The organism is Gardnerella sp. DNF00109, from assembly GCF_049262845.1.
Taxonomy (GTDB): domain Bacteria; phylum Actinomycetota; class Actinomycetes; order Actinomycetales; family Bifidobacteriaceae; genus Bifidobacterium; species Bifidobacterium vaginale.
This window is the reverse complement of sequence record NZ_CP058406.1, coordinates 779,583-798,791: the sequence shown is the minus strand read 5'-3', so window position 1 is coordinate 798,791 and position 19,209 is coordinate 779,583. Positions and strand designations below refer to the sequence as shown.

General features: G+C 40.0%; 15 protein-coding genes. 2 read left to right on the top strand and 13 right to left on the bottom strand.

What is annotated here, in order from left to right; translation table 11 throughout:
* Positions 1 to 2 precede the first annotated feature (2 nt).
* From carA to dcm, 3 genes are all read right to left on the bottom strand, one after another.
* Entirely contained in the window at positions 3 to 1,217 is a 1,215-nt protein-coding gene (gene carA / locus HXT20_RS03040; protein WP_004111767.1) for a glutamine-hydrolyzing carbamoyl-phosphate synthase small subunit, read from the bottom strand.
* A 78-nt stretch (positions 1,218 to 1,295) separates the two neighbouring features.
* The gene (locus HXT20_RS03035) at positions 1,296 to 2,714 is read right to left on the bottom strand and encodes an MvaI/BcnI family restriction endonuclease (RefSeq protein WP_020760290.1); all 1,419 of its coding nucleotides are present in this window, start codon (positions 2,712 to 2,714) and stop codon (positions 1,296 to 1,298) included.
* 56 nt (positions 2,715 to 2,770) lie between these two features.
* Complete coding sequence (gene dcm, locus HXT20_RS03030; protein ID WP_116439847.1) at positions 2,771 to 4,117, bottom strand: DNA (cytosine-5-)-methyltransferase; 1,347 nt, start codon at positions 4,115 to 4,117, stop codon at positions 2,771 to 2,773.
* Between the two features lie 597 nt (positions 4,118 to 4,714).
* On the opposite strand from dcm, the gene HXT20_RS03025 reads away from it, so the two are divergent.
* Both HXT20_RS03025 and HXT20_RS03020 read left to right on the top strand, forming a co-directional pair.
* Entirely contained in the window at positions 4,715 to 5,941 is a 1,227-nt protein-coding gene (locus HXT20_RS03025) for an InlB B-repeat-containing protein (protein WP_422114452.1), read from the top strand.
* Complete coding sequence (locus tag HXT20_RS03020; RefSeq protein ID WP_422114451.1) at positions 5,898 to 6,518, top strand: InlB B-repeat-containing protein; 621 nt, start codon at positions 5,898 to 5,900, stop codon at positions 6,516 to 6,518. Before HXT20_RS03025 ends, HXT20_RS03020 begins: the two co-directional genes overlap by 44 nt.
* Positions 6,519 to 6,647: 129 nt before the next feature.
* Here the strand turns inward: HXT20_RS03020 and nusB are convergent, their stop codons facing one another.
* The 10 genes from nusB to HXT20_RS02970 form a co-directional block, all read right to left on the bottom strand.
* Complete coding sequence (gene nusB / locus HXT20_RS03015) at positions 6,648 to 7,151, bottom strand: transcription antitermination factor NusB (RefSeq protein ID WP_422114450.1); 504 nt, start codon at positions 7,149 to 7,151, stop codon at positions 6,648 to 6,650.
* A gap of 163 nt (positions 7,152 to 7,314) precedes the next feature.
* Entirely contained in the window at positions 7,315 to 7,878 is a 564-nt protein-coding gene (efp, locus tag HXT20_RS03010; protein WP_004111770.1) for an elongation factor P, read from the bottom strand.
* A 135-nt stretch (positions 7,879 to 8,013) separates the two neighbouring features.
* Positions 8,014 to 8,955 (bottom strand): hypothetical protein, encoded by a 942-nt coding sequence (locus tag HXT20_RS03005; protein WP_004111771.1) that lies wholly within the window; start codon positions 8,953 to 8,955, stop codon positions 8,014 to 8,016.
* Positions 8,956 to 9,082: 127 nt separating this feature from the next.
* Complete coding sequence (gene pyrE, locus HXT20_RS03000) at positions 9,083 to 9,775, bottom strand: orotate phosphoribosyltransferase (protein ID WP_004111772.1); 693 nt, start codon at positions 9,773 to 9,775, stop codon at positions 9,083 to 9,085.
* A gap of 62 nt (positions 9,776 to 9,837) precedes the next feature.
* Positions 9,838 to 10,833, bottom strand: a complete 996-nt coding sequence (locus tag HXT20_RS02995; RefSeq protein ID WP_004111773.1) for a dihydroorotate dehydrogenase — start codon at positions 10,831 to 10,833, stop codon at positions 9,838 to 9,840.
* 6 nt (positions 10,834 to 10,839) lie between these two features.
* Complete coding sequence (locus HXT20_RS02990; RefSeq protein WP_422114449.1) at positions 10,840 to 11,748, bottom strand: dihydroorotate dehydrogenase electron transfer subunit; 909 nt, start codon at positions 11,746 to 11,748, stop codon at positions 10,840 to 10,842.
* Between the two features lie 188 nt (positions 11,749 to 11,936).
* Positions 11,937 to 12,971 (bottom strand): orotidine-5'-phosphate decarboxylase, encoded by a 1,035-nt coding sequence (gene pyrF, locus HXT20_RS02985; RefSeq protein WP_422114448.1) that lies wholly within the window; start codon positions 12,969 to 12,971, stop codon positions 11,937 to 11,939.
* Positions 12,972 to 13,055: 84 nt separating this feature from the next.
* A complete protein-coding gene (locus HXT20_RS02980; RefSeq protein WP_422114447.1) occupies positions 13,056 to 14,468 on the bottom strand; it encodes a dihydroorotase in 1,413 nt (470 codons plus the stop codon).
* A gap of 87 nt (positions 14,469 to 14,555) precedes the next feature.
* Positions 14,556 to 15,785, bottom strand: coding sequence for an aspartate carbamoyltransferase (gene pyrB / locus HXT20_RS02975; protein WP_422114446.1), 1,230 nt, complete (start codon positions 15,783 to 15,785; stop codon positions 14,556 to 14,558).
* Between the two features lie 107 nt (positions 15,786 to 15,892).
* Positions 15,893 to 19,165: a bifunctional [glutamine synthetase] adenylyltransferase/[glutamine synthetase]-adenylyl-L-tyrosine phosphorylase gene (locus HXT20_RS02970; RefSeq protein ID WP_174143019.1), complete on the bottom strand. Its 3,273-nt coding sequence runs from the start codon at positions 19,163 to 19,165 to the stop codon at positions 15,893 to 15,895.
* Positions 19,166 to 19,209 lie beyond the last annotated feature (44 nt).

Sequence of the window (19,209 nt, the reverse complement as noted above, 5' to 3'; positions counted from 1 at the left end):
TACTATTTTTCGCTTTTATTCTTGTGATTTTGCATAAGTTCTACAAAGCGGTTAAACAAGTACGATGCATCATGAGGTCCTGCGGCTGCTTCTGGATGATATTGCACAGAAAAAGCTGGAATATCAAGGCATTGCAAGCCTTCTACAACATTGTCGTTAAGATCTACATGAGATACTATTACGCGACCAAAATGTCCATTTTCGTAAGGAGACTGAACAGTCTTACCAATAGGTGCATCTACAGCAAATCCGTGATTATGAGCCGTAACTTCCACTTTTCCAGTAGTCACGTCTTTTACAGGCTGATTTATGCCACGATGACCAAACTTAAGCTTGTACGTTCCAAACCCAAGCGCGCGACCTAAAAGCTGGTTTCCAAAGCATATTCCAAAGAATGGGTATCCTGCGTCTAACACGTTACGCAATAATTCCACTTCTCGATTTGCTTGAGCAGGATCACCTGGTCCATTCGAGAAGAACACGCCATCTGCGTTAAGTGCTTGAAGTGACTCAAAACTTATTGAGGAGCTTACAACGTGCACACGGCATCCACGCTGTGCCAAACGATGCGGAGTCATGGCTTTTATACCAAAGTCCACAGCTACAACAGTGTAAAGAGGCTCCTTGCCCTCATAATCTCCACAAGGCTCAATCGTATAAGCTTCTTGCGTGCTAACTTCGTCAGTTAGTCGCAAGCCTTGCATTTGAGGAGTTTGTTTAATCTCATTCACAAAAGACGCAACTGTGCGAATTGCTCCAGTAGATTTGTCTATCAGTGCTTCATTAGAAAAAATGCCGGCACGCATAACGCCAACTGAGCGTAAATGTCGTACCAGCATTCTTGTATCAATACCACTGATTCCTACTATTCCTTGTTTTTCTAAATCATCTTCCAAGGAACCAGTGGATCTCCAATTGCTAACAATAGGGCTTGGAGCTTTTACCACGTATCCTGCAACCCATATTTTTGAAGATTCTGGGTCTTCATTGTTAATTCCCGTATTTCCTATGTGTGGGAACGTTTGAACAACTATTTGTTGATCATAACTTGGATCAGTAAGCGTTTCTTGGTAACCAGTCATTCCTGTAGAGAACACGATTTCAGCGCGCGTAGAACCTTTTGCGCCAAATGGTTTACCAACGTAAACTTGTCCGTCTTCCAATACTAATACTGCATCATCAGTGCCGAATCCGGCGAAGGTGTCGTTATAGCCCACCTTAACCCCCTTATGGCTTTAGGTTATTCGTGGCAAGTCTACTCAGATTGGCGGACGGCGACGCGCCGATATTTAATATCAGAAATTTTTACTACTATCTCTTAAATCAATCTCATGAATTTCTTTGTAAATTGCACATACGTCATTAAGATTAATTCTGAACTGACTCCTCGATTTAGGTTTCCATTTGTTATCAATGAATGAAAGTTTGTCTCCCGGATCGAAAATTATCTTACGGTCATTAAATGCTTGTAAAAATAATCCAAAACTTGTTGATATTCCTAGAGTTATAAGCGGACCAAATTCAACCAGCTTTTGTCCTTCAACACTCTCATAAACATATGGAACATATGCAACCCTGTTGTGCTTTCTCTGCCAATGTTCAAGAATTTTTAAGAATGACCATCCTGCAGCAAGTTCTCCAGTTTTGCTATCAATTAATGCAATTTTCCCATTGGGATCAAAGTTCTTTGCATTAGTAAAACCAATAATTTTTATTATCAGCTTAGCGCTATCTTTTTCTTCTGAATCATATTTAATATCACTGGAAGTAAGATAATACTCAATAGGATTACCATCACTATCTTCTTTACTAACATGCCCATAACGTAATATAAAGTCAGCTTGGCTTGTAGATGTAATCCAACCAATATCGGGTTGAGGAGTAAATAAGGTGATCTTATGGTTATTTCTTTTTTCTAAAGAAGACTGTTTTATTGCTTTTAATTCCCAAACATCAAAATCAGGACTTGGAATAGCATTTTCCCCTATTCCAAGTTCCGCCTCCAAAGTTAATCCAGGCGCATTTTGAGCAATATAAGGTTTTACAATCTTCCCATCATTTGTTAATCTCCAAGGAACAATCTTTTTATTTATAACATTCACAAGCGCAGATTCTAAAATTGAAAATTCGTTATTATTTTCATCATTAATTACAACCTTGCATATATGACCATTTGAAAAAGTATCCATTCTAGGAACGTATTGAGCCGCTGGAGAAGATGCTCCAACAACTAAACCTAAAACATAGGATTCGTGAGAATTGTGTTTCTTGAATGCTCCAAAAAATAAACATCTTCCTTCTTCATGACCACGCTTAGTTTCGTTCATAAGATCAGAAGGACCAGATTCACAACCTTGTAAAAATCCAGAAAATCTTACTTCTGGATATTGAGGATAGTAGCACATTTTAGAATTAGGCGCATCAAATATTCCATTTGGAGTTACCCATTTCCAAGGAATAGGTATTTGTATTACATAATCACTAGAGCTTTTCTTTTTTGAATTAGATTTTTCATATTTTGGAACACCTAAAGGAAGAAATGACAAATCAGAAGGATCTCCAGCAAGCCAAACCTGCTGCTTAGAATTATTATTAGCAACGAGCCTTTTCACCCAAATACTATCCGCACCAGCTTCATTAAGTAAAGCACAAACTTGGCGTATATCCAACTTGTCATACCAATTGGCATCATCTTTGATATCAATACTTTCCATGTTTGAATAATATCAAACATGATAATAATTTAAAAATAACTTTTGTAATAGTTATATTAACTATTTCTACTAGCACCAGATATAGCAAATAATTTTGCCTCTTTAATAGCCTTATCAGCTTCTTCTACATTATTGGTTTTTTTACAATATTCACTACTTTTCATAATATTAACTATGTGCGGACGCATTATACGAGCAACCTCTGCAACGGCCGGAACAACAACAGAATTACCAAATTGTCTATAAGCTTGAGTATCTGAAACAGGAATACGAAAATCATCTGGATAACCCATCAACCTAGCACATTCTCTTGGAGTCAATCTACGTGGGCGATTACCTTTTTGTTCAACAAGTATTTCAGATCCATCTTTATAGTATCTAGCAGAAATTGTACGAGACACCATATCTGGTGTAACTAGGCCGTAGCCAAAACCATGCCCCATTGATTCATGTTTTAACTTATAATCCTGCAAATACTTCCAAAGTCTCTCTGTAAGAGTGTATTTAGCTTGAACAGAATTATTATCAAAATTAAAGAACCTATCTCCATCCCAAGGCAAATAAGGTTCCGTTCCATCGCTTTTATGCAATATATCAGCAAGTATCGGTTTATGCTCAGGAAATCTTAAATCTTCCCAATTAAAATCTGTTTTAGAGCGAAAACCAACAATATAAATTCGTTCTCTATGTTGAGGAACAAAATTCTGACCATCAATGACTTTCCAGTGAACTTCATATCCTAAATCATTCTTTAGAGTATCAATTATAACTTTAAAAGTTCTTCCATTATCATGCGATGTAAGATTCTTCACATTTTCAAGAAGGAATGCAGCTGGCTGTTTTGCAGCAATAATACGTGCAACATCAAAAAATAATGTACCCTGTGTTTTATCCCTAAATCCAGTTTCTCTTCCAAGACTACGCTTTTTAGAAACTCCAGCTACACTAAAAGGTTGACATGGGAAACCTGCCAAAACAACATCACAGTCTGGAATATCTTTTGCATCAATTTTTGTAATATCGCCAGACATATTCTCTGCAAAACCATAATTCGTTCTATAAGTTCTAGCAGAAAACTCGTTCCATTCCGACGAAAAAACCGCATGACCACCATTAGCGGCAAAACCTCTTCTAATACCACCTATCCCCGCGAATAAATCTATTGTGCGAAAATCAACTCCATCTTCACGTGTAGTACCAAAATACAAATCACGTAAAGCCGGAATATAAGCTTGTTTACAATCAACTTTTCCAGATTCCCATCTTTCAACAGTCGATGTTGAAACATGTAAAGACTCAGCAAGCTGTCTACGCGTAATAGATTCCCTCAATAAAGAAATCAAATTATAAGCATTATCATATGAGTCATCTAACAAATTTCCTGTAAAAGCTTTAAAGCACATGGGAAAAATATACCTCATTATGATGACAAAAATTCCCAGATTATTAATATAAATAAGAATCCGATGCATCGTACAGTTAGTACCGGAAAAACGGGAGCTATATACCAAAAGTTATGTTAGAAATCATGTATTAGACTTTGTAATACAAGAGTTTTGCGATAATCGAATCTGTTTTCTACACATTCACTACCCGTGCAAACGTTTCCCAAATCTGCAAAAACGACATTTCCTTTACAAACGTGTAAAAGAAATGTCGAAACAATCTCCTGTAATATTCCACAAAATGACTGACACTCGCGCTCTAAGCGTTCAGGAAGATCGTCGCGCAAACGCCGAGAATTCACAGTGAAAATGTGAAATCACATGAATGCAAAAGTCACTTTTGCGACACGCGCGACACGCTATTCGCAGTAGGAAACACAATTCCCCCCCCCCGGTAAAAAATTTTTGTTATGTCCAAATAGTATCTAGCATATACATGTGGGTTTTCTGCAATTTGCTCAAATTAGCGAATATTTTGCAGCAATTTTGTATTTATTACTATTTATTTCGAGGACGTACATATCATGAGAAAATCATGCCAAAAAAATAGCAATTTTGACTTCTTCAATACTGCTAAGCAGCAGCGTGATTTTATGCGCGACTACAGCTGAAGCAAACGTAGCTGTCAGCAATAATGCAACAATAAACAATACAGGAACCAATGCAAACACCAATACAAACACACAATTATCTCAACAAGCACAACAAACTAAAGCAATTCAGCAAACTAAACCAGAACAGAAGCCTAAACAACAAAATTCTAGCTCAATAGCGTCAGCTATTTTTGCAGCACAGAACGTGCTTACAACAACACCAACACAAAATAACAATGGCTTTCCTACACATGAACAAGGCACATCCGCATTAGTATTCGATTTTGATTATGCAGAAGATCCTAGTTATGGCCATACATACCAGAGCGCAATGAGCAATGTAAATAATACTATTAAGAACTTGTGGAATAGTCTTCAAATTACCGTAAGTAAGTCTGAAGATACTGCTAAAGATAAAGGCAAAAACGGCAACAAAGACAAAAACAAACCTACTAGCAAAACGTACACTGTTAATAACAGTGAAGTATCACAATATGTAGATTCAAACGGTAATGTTATAAAAAAGAGTGATTCAGTTTACCATTTTGGCGGTTACTGGAAAGATGGCGATGTTCTAACCGTTACAGTTGACCCATCTGCGCTAACTAATGCCGGTTACCATTTGTCAGAAGATGTTTACGAAAAAGGCGACACAGACGAAAAAACATACATTAACGGCAAAGGCTACAACGTTTTCAAGATAACATATGATATAAAAGATAAAGATGGTAAACCGAAGGCCATGATTGTACGTATTCCACTAGGAAAATTGAATGTGACATTTAATCCCGAAGGCGGAAGTATAAATGGTAGCACTACAAACGTATCTAATCCAGTAAAAGGCGATAACACTGTCGAGTTTCCTAAAAATCCAACAAAAAATGGGCTTCACTTTAACGGCTGGTATACACAATTCCCGACTACGCTTAACGGAAAAGCATTTCCTAACAATCTGAGTGGGAAAATCTGGTATTGGAGCAATGAAAACAAGTTCTCCGATTACAGTAACGACAACCGTTGGATTCTTTACAACGATTCAAAAATAGACGAACCGGGCGATCAAAAATTCTTATTGAGAGCGCAATGGGTTGCAAAGGTGGCATTTTACAAGCAAAATGGCGGCAATCCAGAGGAAAAATACTTCCTTGAAGGATCGAACTTATTCGCTCTACCAACAAAACCCAACTAAAGCGAACTACACCTTTAAAGAGTGGAACACTAAAGCGGATGGCACAGGAAACTCAATCAACGCCACTGCCGCCGCAAATCTAAAACTTAACAGCGATTTGACAGTATATGCTATTTACACTCCAGTTCCACCAAAAGACAACCCACCAAAGAACAACCCTAATCCAACTTCACCTAATGACTACATTAATAAGCCAAATCCTTCAAAACAACAAGATCAGGACGATTCTCCACTTCAATATGTGCCTTTTGACACTAATGACAATAATGCCGGAATATCTTATCTATCAGTAATACCTCAGGTAACGCATAAGCTAAATGAGAACATAGAAAGATTCAGCAATGATAAGGGTAAGATTACAGCACAAATGTCGAATCGAACAACTATAAGCACTGGCGTTCAGCAAAAACATAATGAATTCAAACATGTACAAGCATGTAACAGAAAGTCTGGCTTAGCAAACACAGGATTCGACTTACGCACAGAATGGTACGCAGCACTGCTAACTATTGCTGGAGTAATCGCTACAACTATTAAAACAGTCGCACTAAAAAGCACATCTAAGAGAAAACACTAAAACACTGCTAAAAAATAACTCTGCCTGCGTCAATCGAAACGCAGGCAGATGTCTATTTCAATGTTTATTCGTTAATACTGCAGATACGACTTCGTAACGCTCAATGCCGCTTTTTCGTTACTCACGCAGTCAGCACACTGCACCAGCGTCAGCAACAGCGTCCATAACAGTTTCGCTAGATTCCGCAGCAGCATCTTCCGCAGATGCCTCACCATTAAACTTTGCTAAGCAAGCTTCTTTGTCTGCCATAATCGCGCTTAACAAGCCATGAATAAACGCAATAGCATCATCATCACTATACATTTTTGCGAGAGAAATAGCCTCATCGATAGCTACCTTATCTGGAACTTCGTCGTTTAAGAGAATCTCCCATACGGCTATTCGCAAAATATTACGATCAATCACAGCCATTCTTCCGACTTTCCAGCCAGTAGAATAACGATTCAATGTCTTATCAATCCTATTTCTACGTTCACCAACTCCTCGAATAATATCAACAGCATAATCTGGAAGAGGAGTTTGCGCACCTGGCTCCTTCAAACGTTCTTCAAGCAAAGAAAGAATATTTTGATTCTTTTCATCTGCTTCATACAGCGTATTCAAAGCCCTTTTGCGAGCGGTGGAACGTGCCATAGTATCGTCTTTCTATCAAACTACATAGTCTTATAGATCATTAAAGTCTACAAGAATTAAACTTACATCAATATATATCAAATATTGCACAAAATAGCTATTGCAAAATAAAACGACTCAGCAACAAGAATCGCCGCCGAGTCGCTTTATACAAAAAATTTAATTAGTTTTCACGACCAAGGTAAGAGCCGTCACGAGTGTCGACCTTCACCTTTTCGCCTTCACCCACGAAGAGTGGAACCTGGATTTCAGCACCAGTTTCCACGGTTGCAGGCTTAGTACCAGCGTTAGAACGATTGCCTTGCAAGCCTGGCTCAGTGTGAGTAATAGTCAAAATCACGGAAGCTGGAAGCTCAACGCTCAAAGGAGTGCCGTCATGGAAGCTTACGATGCAGTCGGTGCCTTCAAGCAAATACTTGCTCTGCTCGCCAACCAAAACCTTAGGAATATAAACCTGGTCGTAAGTGGTCATATCCATAAAGACGAAGTTGTCGCCATCTTCGTATGAATATTGCAACGTGCGGTTATCAACGGTCTCGAACTCCATCTTCATGCCGGCATTAAAAGTCTTGTCGACAATCTTGCCCGAGAGCACGTTCTTAATGGTGGTACGCACAAAAGCAGGACCCTTGCCTGGCTTCACGTGCTGGAACTTAACGACGGTCCAAAGCTGACCGTCAAGGTTCAAAACCGATCCATTCTTAATATCATTGGTAGTCTGTGCCACGAGTTATCCGTTTCTTTCGTTAATTAAAGCTGCAATTTACGCAGCTAAGAAATAAACCTTGCTTATTATGCCACAAAGCGTCAACTAATTAAAATAACAACTGAAATAACAACACGCATTTAACGCGATTATTCGTCACTCTTGATCGTTTTGTTCCGACGACTCTGAGTTTTGACTACGACCCATTGGAATATAGCCACCTTGATCATCCTGAGGATGTGGAGCATCAAAAGGATACCCATTGCCATCTCTACTTAAAAATCTATCGCTCATTTTTTTAATTCTATCTTCGTACTGGCTTATAACAGCTTTTATTTTTTGATAAGACTGTCTTAACTCTTGATAATTATTGCTGCTTTTAGCAAGAGCATTACCAGCATCATTAATAGCATTTTCTAGACTTTTAGAAGCAACAGCTAAAATAGGCAAATCTTTCGCTTTTTCTACAAGCTCTCTAGCTTTTTTAACAAGATTTAACAATTGATCACCAAAAGCAGTTCTGCGTGTTTTTAAAAGATTATCAGAAGATTTTTTAAGCAAATCCGCATCTTTACTCAAAGTATCCAACTGGTTGGAAAACTTATTTTCAACTGATGGGGAATCGTAAGAACTAGCTCCAACTGGGCAATCTAAAATATCATTTTTCAAATCATCCTTGGCATAATTTAAGGAAGATTGAAAATCGTCAACAGCATCCTTAACTGAATCAAAATCAGCATCAAAATCGGAAGATTTTATTTCAGAAGCATCATGCACGTTTTGGCTTGAAATGATTTTTTTAAGATTAGCTTTAGCTGAAAGAACTTGTGTACGCAACTGCACGCACTTTTTAGATGGCTCGCCAGCGTTTATATTACTAGAACTATGCGCAAACAAAGATAACCATATTCCGATAACAATTGCTACTGCAATAAGTGAAACAGATATAATCACTGCAATAGCTTTCTTATCGCTTAATAATGATCTGTTTGAATCATTACTAGACCGATCAAAAATGGCATCTTGCTCATACTCAGGCGGATTATTAAATGAATCTATATCATTCAAATCCTGATATTCGTTATTGTCCTCTTTCATAATCCGCCATTCCTGTTTAACAAACCTATGTATGAATAAAATAGCAAGAACACAACTCATACATGACTTATATAATTGCTTAATTATATAAGTCTATAATTGTATAAGTCTATATTGCACAGACAATTTACGCACCATATTCTCGCAAATAATTTTCAGCTCGAGCAGCTAAATTCTCATCCATAACAGCACTTCCGTCATTATTAGTAAGTTTTTGTGCTGCAGCAAAAATTTCACGCACGTTAGCAATTGGCAAAACTGGGAATCCAAACTCCTGCTCTACTGCTTTTACTGCAGAAAGCTCACTATCTTTCGTGCGTTCCATTCTGTCTACTGCCAAAATCAAGCCTACAACTTGCACATTTGCTTCTGCTTTAAGCTTTGGCAAAGTTTCGCGAACTGCGGTTCCAGCTGTCATCACGTCGTCAACTAACAGAACTTTCATGCCGTCTTTTAACGGTTTTCCAACCATAATTCCACCGTCGCCATGGTCCTTTCGCTCTTTGCGATCGAAAGTAAAACCAACAGGCATATTGTGATTATTCGTCAAAGCCATTGCCGTAGAAACTGCAAGCGGAATACCCTTATAAGCAGGACCAAAAACAGTATCAATATCTTTCGGAAGTTTGCCATCTTCAATTGCTGCAACAACGCGCTGAGCGTAATATGCCCCTAAGCTCGCGATTTTCATTCCGTCGTCAAAAGCTCCAGCGTTAATAAAATAAGGTGATTGACGACCAGATTTTAGCGTAAAGTCACCAAATTTAAGTGCGCCTGAATCAAGCAAAAACTTTGTAAAACGTTCGTCTAATTCTGCCATAATTAGCTCTCTTTCTTAAAATAATTTTGAATACTTTCTAAATACTTTCTAAATACTTAATTTCAGCGCCAAGTCTTTCCTTCGGCAAGTAAAGACGCAAGCTTTGGACGCGAATCAAGCAAATCGTCAAGCTCGCGTGCAATGCGAATAGGAGCAGTAGGATCTACCAAAGCGGCAGCACCAACTTCTACAGCATTCGCGCCAGCATACAAGTATTCCAAAGCTTTTTCGCCAGAATCAATGCCACCAATGCCAATAATTGGAATATCTGGCATAGCTTGACGCACTCGCCACACAAACCCAAGTCCAATCGGGAAAATAGCAGGACCTGAAACACCGCCAGTACGGTTTGCAATAATCGGCTCGCCTGTTCGAATATCAATTCGCAAACCAACAAGCGTATTAATCATGCTTAACGCATCCGCTCCAGCATCAACAGCAGCTTTGCAAATCGAGACTATATCAGTAACGTTTGGAGTCATTTTTACAATCATTGGTTTATCTGTCATTGCGCGAAGTCGCTTAATTAAGCGGTGCAATGCCACTGGATCCGTGCCAACGCTCATTCCGCCGTGAGTCACGTTTGGGCAACTTACGTTAATTTCAAGCATGTCTGCAGAAGAATCTGCAAGCTTTTCAACAACTTGAGCATAATCGTCATCACTGTGGCCAGCAACATTTGTGATTACAAGCGCTCCAAGCTTTTTTAACTTTGGAAGCTCGTCTACTAAATAGTGGTCAACTCCAGGATTTTGCAAACCAACAGCATTCACCATTCCAGAAGGCGATTCTGCAGTGCGCGGAGCAGGATTTCCTTGCCAAGGAACAGGTGAAACACCTTTTGTGCAAATTGCACCAAGCTGACTCACGTCGTAAAAGTGAGCGCAAGCCGCAAGCTGAAACGTGCCAGACGCTGTTCCAACCATGTTTTTCCATTCAACTCCAGCAACTTTAGTTGAGTGCTTCCAAACGTGGCTTGTGTCAAATCCAAGAGTTGATGCATTATTTTGCGCGCTATTTTGCACATTCTCTAAAGTATTATTCATTTCGTTACTCATATCTTTTTACTCCCAGCCTAATCTTTCAGAGTCAAACACTGGTCCTTCGTTACAAACTTTAAGTCTGCCTTCTAAAGTATCTACAACGCAAGCAACACAAGTTCCATATCCGCATCCCATTCTTGCTTCTAGGCTTAATTGACATTTAACATTACGCTCATGCGTCCAATGAGCTACAGCCTTCATCATTGGCATAGGACCGCAAGAAAGAACAACAATAGGCAAATCGCCATTAAAATCAAAATGATTTTCTTGCTCTAGTTCATTAAGCAAAGTAATAACAGTTCCTTGCGCGTTGCTAATGCTATAAACATTATCAACGTATTCCTTCATAAATGAGTCAGCAAAATGATTATCGCGATATCCAAGAACCGCAGTCACTTTGCAATTCTTGTTTTTTGCAATCGCCTGTGCAGCACAAATCAAAGGAGGAACACCCAATCCCCCGCTTACAAGAACATAGTGCGCTGGCTTAGAAATATCAAAGCCCAATCCTAATGGTCCTAAAGCGTCTACAGTGTCTCCTGCTTTAAGCTGCGCAAACTCGGCAGTGCCCTTACCAATCACAGCAAAAATAAGAGTAAAAGTATCTCCATCAACGCTTGCAACACCAAATGGTCGAGGAAGCATAGTCGTAGAATCTGGAGAATATAAGTTAACAAATTGCGCAGGAGTGGCAGTTTTAGCAATAGCATCATCGCGCAAAACTAAGCGATACACACCTTCATCAAGCTTTTGATTATCAAGAACTTCTATAGCACGGCGACCTAAAAGACGAGTGTATTTTAAATCATTAGCGTGCAAACTTTTTGCACTAAAAGAATCTGCGCCCGAAGAATCATAAGCGTCTTCACGTAACGTAAATATGGCGTTTCTCAAAGATTTTCGAGTTTGAATAAACATGCCATCACTCATCTAGTTTTACCCTACCTTATGTAGTCGTATCGTTGCGTAATTTAGCTATCTTTAGCTATTTTTAGTTTTAGTTATATTTAGTTATACATGCATAATTGTTTTTACACGCGCATATTCACAATTTTGACACAATGACCTTGAAACATTTCCGAATTGTGATTCGCTTTGCATTAACACTAACACACGATTTATTTATATACTGCTTGTCTTAAATCATCCCTCATGTTTAAAGCAGATTTGCGAGCAGAATCAGATACAATCTCAAGAATATTATTAAGAGAAAGAGAAGACTTGTTTTTAACATAATCTTGCGATTTTCGCCAAGAACCAATAATTCCGCGAGAAGAATTCACTATTGCACCTCGACCATTTTCATCAAACATTCCAGAAACATCTTGTGCCGTTCCACCTTGTGCACCATAACCTGGAACAAGGAAGAAAGTGTGCGGCATAATCTCGCGCAAACGCTTACCTTCTTCTGGATGCGTTGCTCCCACTACTGCTCCTACTCGCGAATACCCTCTAGTCCCAATATTTGATTCACCCCATTTTTCTATCAAACCTGCCATATGCTCATAAACTGGTTTGCCATCTTCAACAACAAGTTCTTGAAGCTCTTTGCTAGAAGGATTAGATGTGCGTAGAAGAACAAAAATATTTTTATTACGCGCTACTGCCTCATCTATAAATGGCTTAACACCATCTGAACCCATATACGGGTTTACAGTAAGCGAATCCTCGTGCCACACATCTTTTGTACTAGCGCTTTTAAGAAGATTAACTAAAGATTCGTTAAAATCGTAAGAATCATCTTTGAAATACGAATCAAGATTAGCGAATCCTCGCAAATGTGCTGCATACTGAGCTGCCGTGGAACCAATATCGCCTCGTTTTGCGTCACCAATAACAAATAACCCACGTGATTTTGCATAATCACAAGTCATAGCATAAGTGTCTATTCCAGCGGAACCAAGCGCCTCATACATTGCAATTTGCGGCTTAACAGCTGGAACAATGTCGTAAATCGCATCAATAATCGCACGATTAAACTCAAAGTACGATGCAGCAAGCAAGGTTGGCAAAGCCTCTTCATCTTCGACTTCTTGCAAAACTTCATCAGATAATCCACTTAAAATTTGCGCAGGCAAAATCCCAGACTTTGGATCTAATCCAACAACAGTAGGGTTTTGCTTCGCTGCTATTTCTTCTATCAGTTCGTCCATATTGTTCCTCTACTAGCCGCAAACTATTTTTTAGTTTTTAGTCTTTGTCTTTACTTATAAAACACGACTTATAAAATACACAAATTACATACGAGAAAAGGCGATCTCTGAGCCAACAATAGTAGCCACTGGTCTTCCCTGTAACTGCCATCCTTCAAACGGAGTATTACGAGCCTTTGAATGGAAGGAATTCGCATCAACGCTCCATTTTTCACGCATATTAATAAGCACTAAATCAATATTTTCTGGATGTTCAGTTTCACTTAATTTTAATGTTCGTCTCACGGCGCAACGAGAAGACACGTTAAGCAAAGCTGCAACATCTGTAGGCCTTCTACTCATAAATTGCATAGGATTAATCGACATAAGTTCAATTAAGTGCTTATCATCCGTATACCCCGCGTCAACAAGCACTTTACGGCATACGCCATAAGCACATTCCAAACCAATAATCCCATTTGGAGTATTAGCAAAATCGCCAGCTTTATCACCTGCTGTGTGAGGAGCATGATCTGTGGCAATCATGTCTATAGTGCCATCTGCAATAGCAGCAAGAGTTGCCTGTCGATCCGCTTTAGATCTTAACGGTGGATTCATCTTTGCCATTGACCCATACTTAAGCACATCCTCATCGCAAAGAGCAACGTAATGTGGGGCTGTTTCGCAAGTAATCGGCAAACCTTCTTTCTTGGCTTTGCGAATAGCTTCAAAAGCAGCAGCCGTACTAACATGCTGGAAGTGCACGTGAACACCTGTTTTGCGAACTGCTTCTATATCCCTATTAACAATCGCAAGCTCTGTAGATGCAGGAATTCCGCCAACGCCTAGAATTTTAGCAACTGGTCCTTCGTTTACCGAACCATAATCATGGTGCTCACAATGCTCAAGAAGCGGTAATCCTGTTTCTTTCGCCATTTTAAGAACGTCTAGCAAAATCGAATTTGTAACAGCAGAACCATCATCACTTATTGCAGTAATTGGATGCTTTTTCATAGGCGAAGTTTTTTGATTATCATCAACACCATGAACATATTTTTTCCAGAGCTCAATATTGCTTGGTTTTAAACCTTGCCTACTTATTGAAGCACAAACACTTAAATCGTAGTGTACTGGCAGTTTTACGCCATAAATACACCCGTATCTTTGCAAAAAATCTATAACGTTTTCTACATCAAAAGGAGCATCATTCCAAGGCTCACCGTCAACAGCTGGAATTGTGTTTGGCATAATCAACACATTCGTATATCCTCCGGCAGCAGCAGCATTGCCCCCAGTCATCATTGTTTCTTTATCAGTCTGACCAGGATCCCTAAAATGCACGTGCGGGTCTGCAAAACCAGGAGCAACAATCCAATCACTTGCATCAATTTCCCCCGAAATTCGAGCGTTTTTCTCAATTAAAGCGTCTTGTCTAACGCCATCTATAACCAAATCGATTCGCTCGCCAGTATCCCAAACGGCAATATTTCGCAAGGTTAACATGCGTGAGTCGTTCATATTGCTCCTAGTTTTGCTTATTTCTATTTTTTATTCAGTTTTATTGTTGATTTTGAATTATGTTATTTACGTGTATTCTACTTGAATTCACTGCAATTCTTCATCACAATACAAGCAATGATACTCATGTCTATCTGACTCAGCTTTATAGAATCTACGCTTAAGAGTCAACTCACTGTTTGTTATGCAACGAGAGTTAGAACATATAAGATTTTCTGGAGCATTCTCGTCAGATATGTGAACGCGAGGATTAGCCAAAGAAATTCCATGAGAATCGTGAGCTTCCAACTCATCTTTAGGAACATTCACAAAATCAGTCGGTTCATATCCTGGAAGCTCATCTCCAAGAACAGAGCTTTCTAATGCCATTCGCATAAGCATGCCATTCTTAACCTGTTCAAAATATGCTGCACGAGGATCGTCATCAACATCAACAGCGATTTCGTTAATTCTAGGAAGTGGATGAAGCACTGGCATATAAGATTTTGCTTTTTGCAATTTTTCTTCTGTCAAAATGTAAGTGTCACGAAGTCGCAAGTATTGCTCGCGATCTGTAAAACGCTCTTCTTGCACGCGAGTCATGTAAAGAACGTCTAGACTGCCAATAACTTCCATCAAATTGTGCGTTTCTTCGTAAGAGCACGAAGGTGTATCATTAATGCGGTCGATTACGTACTGAGGAGTTTTAAGCTCATCTGGGCTAATTAGCACAAAGTGAACGTTTCCAAAGCGGCATAAAGTTTCAATAAGCGAGTGAACAGTGCGACCGTATGTTAGGTCTCCGCATAAACCAACTGTTAAATTATTCAGCCTGCCAAATCGTGCAAGAATTGTAGCTAAATCTGCAAGAGTTTGAGTAGGATGCATATGGCCGCCGTCTCCTGCATTAACAACAGGAACACTTCCTGCATGCGACGCCACAAATGCAGCACCTTCTTTAGGATGACGCATTGCTACAACATCTACATAATTTGACACCACTTTTAAAGTGTCACTAACCGTTTCGCCTTTGCTTGCACTAGAAAGCTGTGCGCCTGCAAAACCGATCACCTTTCCACCTAAGCGAAGCATTGCTGTTTCAAAGCTTAGTCGCGTTCTCGTGCTCGGCTCATAAAAAAGAGTGGCCAACACTCTACCATCGCAAGTGTGGGCCACTTCTTTTCTGTGCTCGTCAATATATCGTGCTTTATCTAATAGCATTCGTATTTGAGCTGTAGAAATATCGTCTAATGTAACAACGCTTTTGTTTGCTAACGATTGAGCAATTGCACAACGAGAAAAAACCTGATTAGAAGAATCATAAAATGCGTTCGTCATAATAGAACCGCTTACCTTTCGCTAGTTGGCAAACGACCGCGACCACACGCGACCTTGTAGATTGTACACGATTTGTCAGACTTACCGACACAATAAAATGTCAACTATTAGCGACAGTAGAAGAGACGGGACATGACTTCGCGGCATTGACGCATAACAGCCATTAAATCGTTTTCAAAAACGCGACCTTGGTTTGGATCGTACCCAAGATAAGTTGCGATTCCGCCTAAAGAATAAGAGTCTGTTGGAATAACATCCGCGCGCTCCAAGGAACCAGACCACAAGAAGTTCGCATTTCGCACTGCAGAACACATATGCCAGCATTTTTCTAACACATTTGCGTCTTCATCTTCGATCAAATTCAATTCTTTAAGCGCTTTCAACGCTTGCATTGTGCCAACTACTCGCAAGGACTCGTATTTTCCAGCATATTGCAATTGCAAAAGCTGAACAGTCCACTCAACATCGCTTAAACCACCGCGACCAAGCTTCAAATGTCTGTCTCTACTAACGCCTCTTGGTAAGCGTTCTGCTTCCATACGCGCTTTAAGCTTACGAATTTCCGCCAATTGAGATTCGCTAAGAGCATCTGGTGAATAGCGCAAGTCGTTTACTACTCCGCTTAGCAGATCATCTGCCAAATCTTTCGACCCTGCAGCAAAACGCGCGCGCAAAAGTGCTTGATTTTCCCACGTACTAGCCCACTTTTGGTAATAATGCTCACACGATTCTAGAGAACGCACAAGCGGACCATCTTTACCTTCTGGTCGCAAATCTAAATCGACCATGATTTTTGGTTCTAAAGTAAGAGGACCTTGCAGAATATTGCGCAATATGTCTACAGTAGTCTGCGCGAAACGGTGAGCAAGATCAGATACGGAATCATATTCAATCTTGCAATCATCACCATTAGACGTCGGCTTATAAACAACCATCATATCCGCATCCGAGCAGAAGTTAACTTCCCTTCCGCCATAACGTCCTAGGGCAATAATGGCAATCGAAGCTTTGCTCTCATCTAAGCCCATTTTTAAAGACGCATCTTTCATAGACCATTGCAGGGCAGCATCAAGTACAGCATCAAACACATCACTCATCGCTTGCATAGAAGTATCATCGTCGATAATCCCGCACATCCAAGCAAGTGCTACTCGCTCAATTTCTTGCCTTCTTAAAGCGCGCAAAAATTGTGCAAAATCCGCAATACTGCTTGAATATCTTGCCACCATTGCTCGCGTTTGCATATCTAGACTTTCTCTGCCTCTAGGTGTAAGAGCCGAATCGTCTCCAAGCCAAGTTATTGACTGTATAGACTTCATCATTGCATCGCCTAAATAACGCGAATCAGACAAAACATGACAAAGCCTGCGAGCTGCGCTAGGAGAATCACGCAAAAATCCAAGATATGTGTTTTTTCCACCAAAACGCTCGGAAAGTCGCCTAAAAGCAAGCAAACCCATGTCGGGATTTTGCCCTTCTCCAAGCCATTTCAACACTGCTGGGAGCAAAATTCTGTGGATTTTAGCAGCGCGTGAAAGTCCATCAGTAAGCGCTTCAACATGCATTTGTGCAGCTTTTGCATCAGCAAAACCGATCGATGCAAAGCGAGCGCGAGCAGCTTCTGCAGACAACACAATAGGATCCGCATCCGTTTGCGCATTGATTGGCAGCATTGGACGGTAGTAAATATCTTTATGCAAGTGCCTAATTTCTCGGCGCGCTTTGTCGAATCGTGCAACAAGCTCTTCTGGCTTAAGTCTAACAGATCTAGCAAGACGCCTGATTTGTTCGTTATTGTTAAGCTCTTCCGCACTAATGCTTCTAGCGCGATCTAATCCACCATTTCCTTGGGCACCTAAATCTGGGAATAAATGAGTGCGTTGCATACTCCACATTTGCTGGCGATGTTCAAGAACACGCTCAAAACGGTAGTGTTCTGCCAAAATTGCAGCTTGCGACCTAGAAACGTATCCTCCAGCAGATAGTGCATTAAGCGCGCCTAAAGTATCTCTAACTCGCAAAGACTTATCTTCACTTCCGTGCACAAGTTGCAGCATTTGAACTGTAAACTCAACATCTCGCAATCCTCCGCGCCCAAGCTTCATGTCTAAATCTCGCTGAGACACAGGGATCAAAGACTCTACTCGCTGTCGCATATGTTGGCAATCTGCAACAAAGTGTTCTCTACCAGACGCTTTCCAAATAAGCGAATCTGCCATTTGTCTATAATCTTTACCTAGCTGCGCATCTCCTGCAGCTGGCCTCGACTTCAGCAATGCTTGAAACTCCCAGCTACTTGCCCACTTTTCGTAGTATTCGTGATGTGATTCCAAGCGCCTAACAAGAGGTCCATCTTTGCCTTCTGGTCTTAGCGCTGTATCAATTTGCCATAATGGTGGCTCCGCACAACCCATAACAACCGATTGACACACTTTTTGCAAAACAAGTGCAATAGAAGACCCAACTCGCAAAGCTTCATCTTGTTTAACGCCATTAGTTGGTTCTACTACATATATTAAGTCAATGTCTGAAACGTAGTTTATTTCTTGCGCTCCCAATTTTCCCATTGCTATTATTGCAAACCTGCAGCAACAAGATCCAGAAACTTGCCCGCGCGCAATCGCAAGCGCAGCTTCAAGAGCCGCATCCGCAGCATCCGAAAGTTTACGACTTATGTCTGGCTGTAATTCTACAGGGTCTGCGCTCGCCAAATCATATGCCATAATTGCGGCAATATGCTGGCGATATCTCGCTCTAAGAGCACAAACAGCTTGTGCAAAAGGCATAGAGCTTATTGGAACAGTGCACGAATTGCAATTCTTTTCGTCATCTTTTTCTTCGTTTACTACTGTTGCACTATAAGATTGAATAGCTTGAAGTAAATCCGAAACACGTTCTTCTAAAGTCATGTGTAGTAAGTGATTTGGGTCATTTGCTGCAGCGTTTATTAAATCGGTGTGCGTTCTCATTAGCATCGCAAATGATTTAGATGCTCCAAGAACTTGCATTAAAGACGCAAGTGTGCTTGTTATTAATGAATTATTCGAGTTCTCCGCAATATTTTCAACAGTTTTTTTCTGAGATTGATATATATCTTTAAACGCTAAAATTGCGTAATCTGGATCTTCTACTCTATTTATGCTTTCTAAGATTTTGAGCACATTAATTGAGTTATTCTCACAATTTTTGCAAATATCTTCTATGGTTTTACGAGCAGATTCTGGACGAGCAAATCCAGCTTTAACTAGAGTTCTGTATGATAAGTCAGTTTCTTTAGCAAAACTTAAATTAAAATCCGCATGCTGTTTTAAATCAGTGCCTAAATTATGATCTAGATCGCTATTACTGCTTTTTTGACTGCTCATAACGCCACTGTACATTGTGGTGCAGTACAACATGATCCTTGCACTGCACCACAAATCTA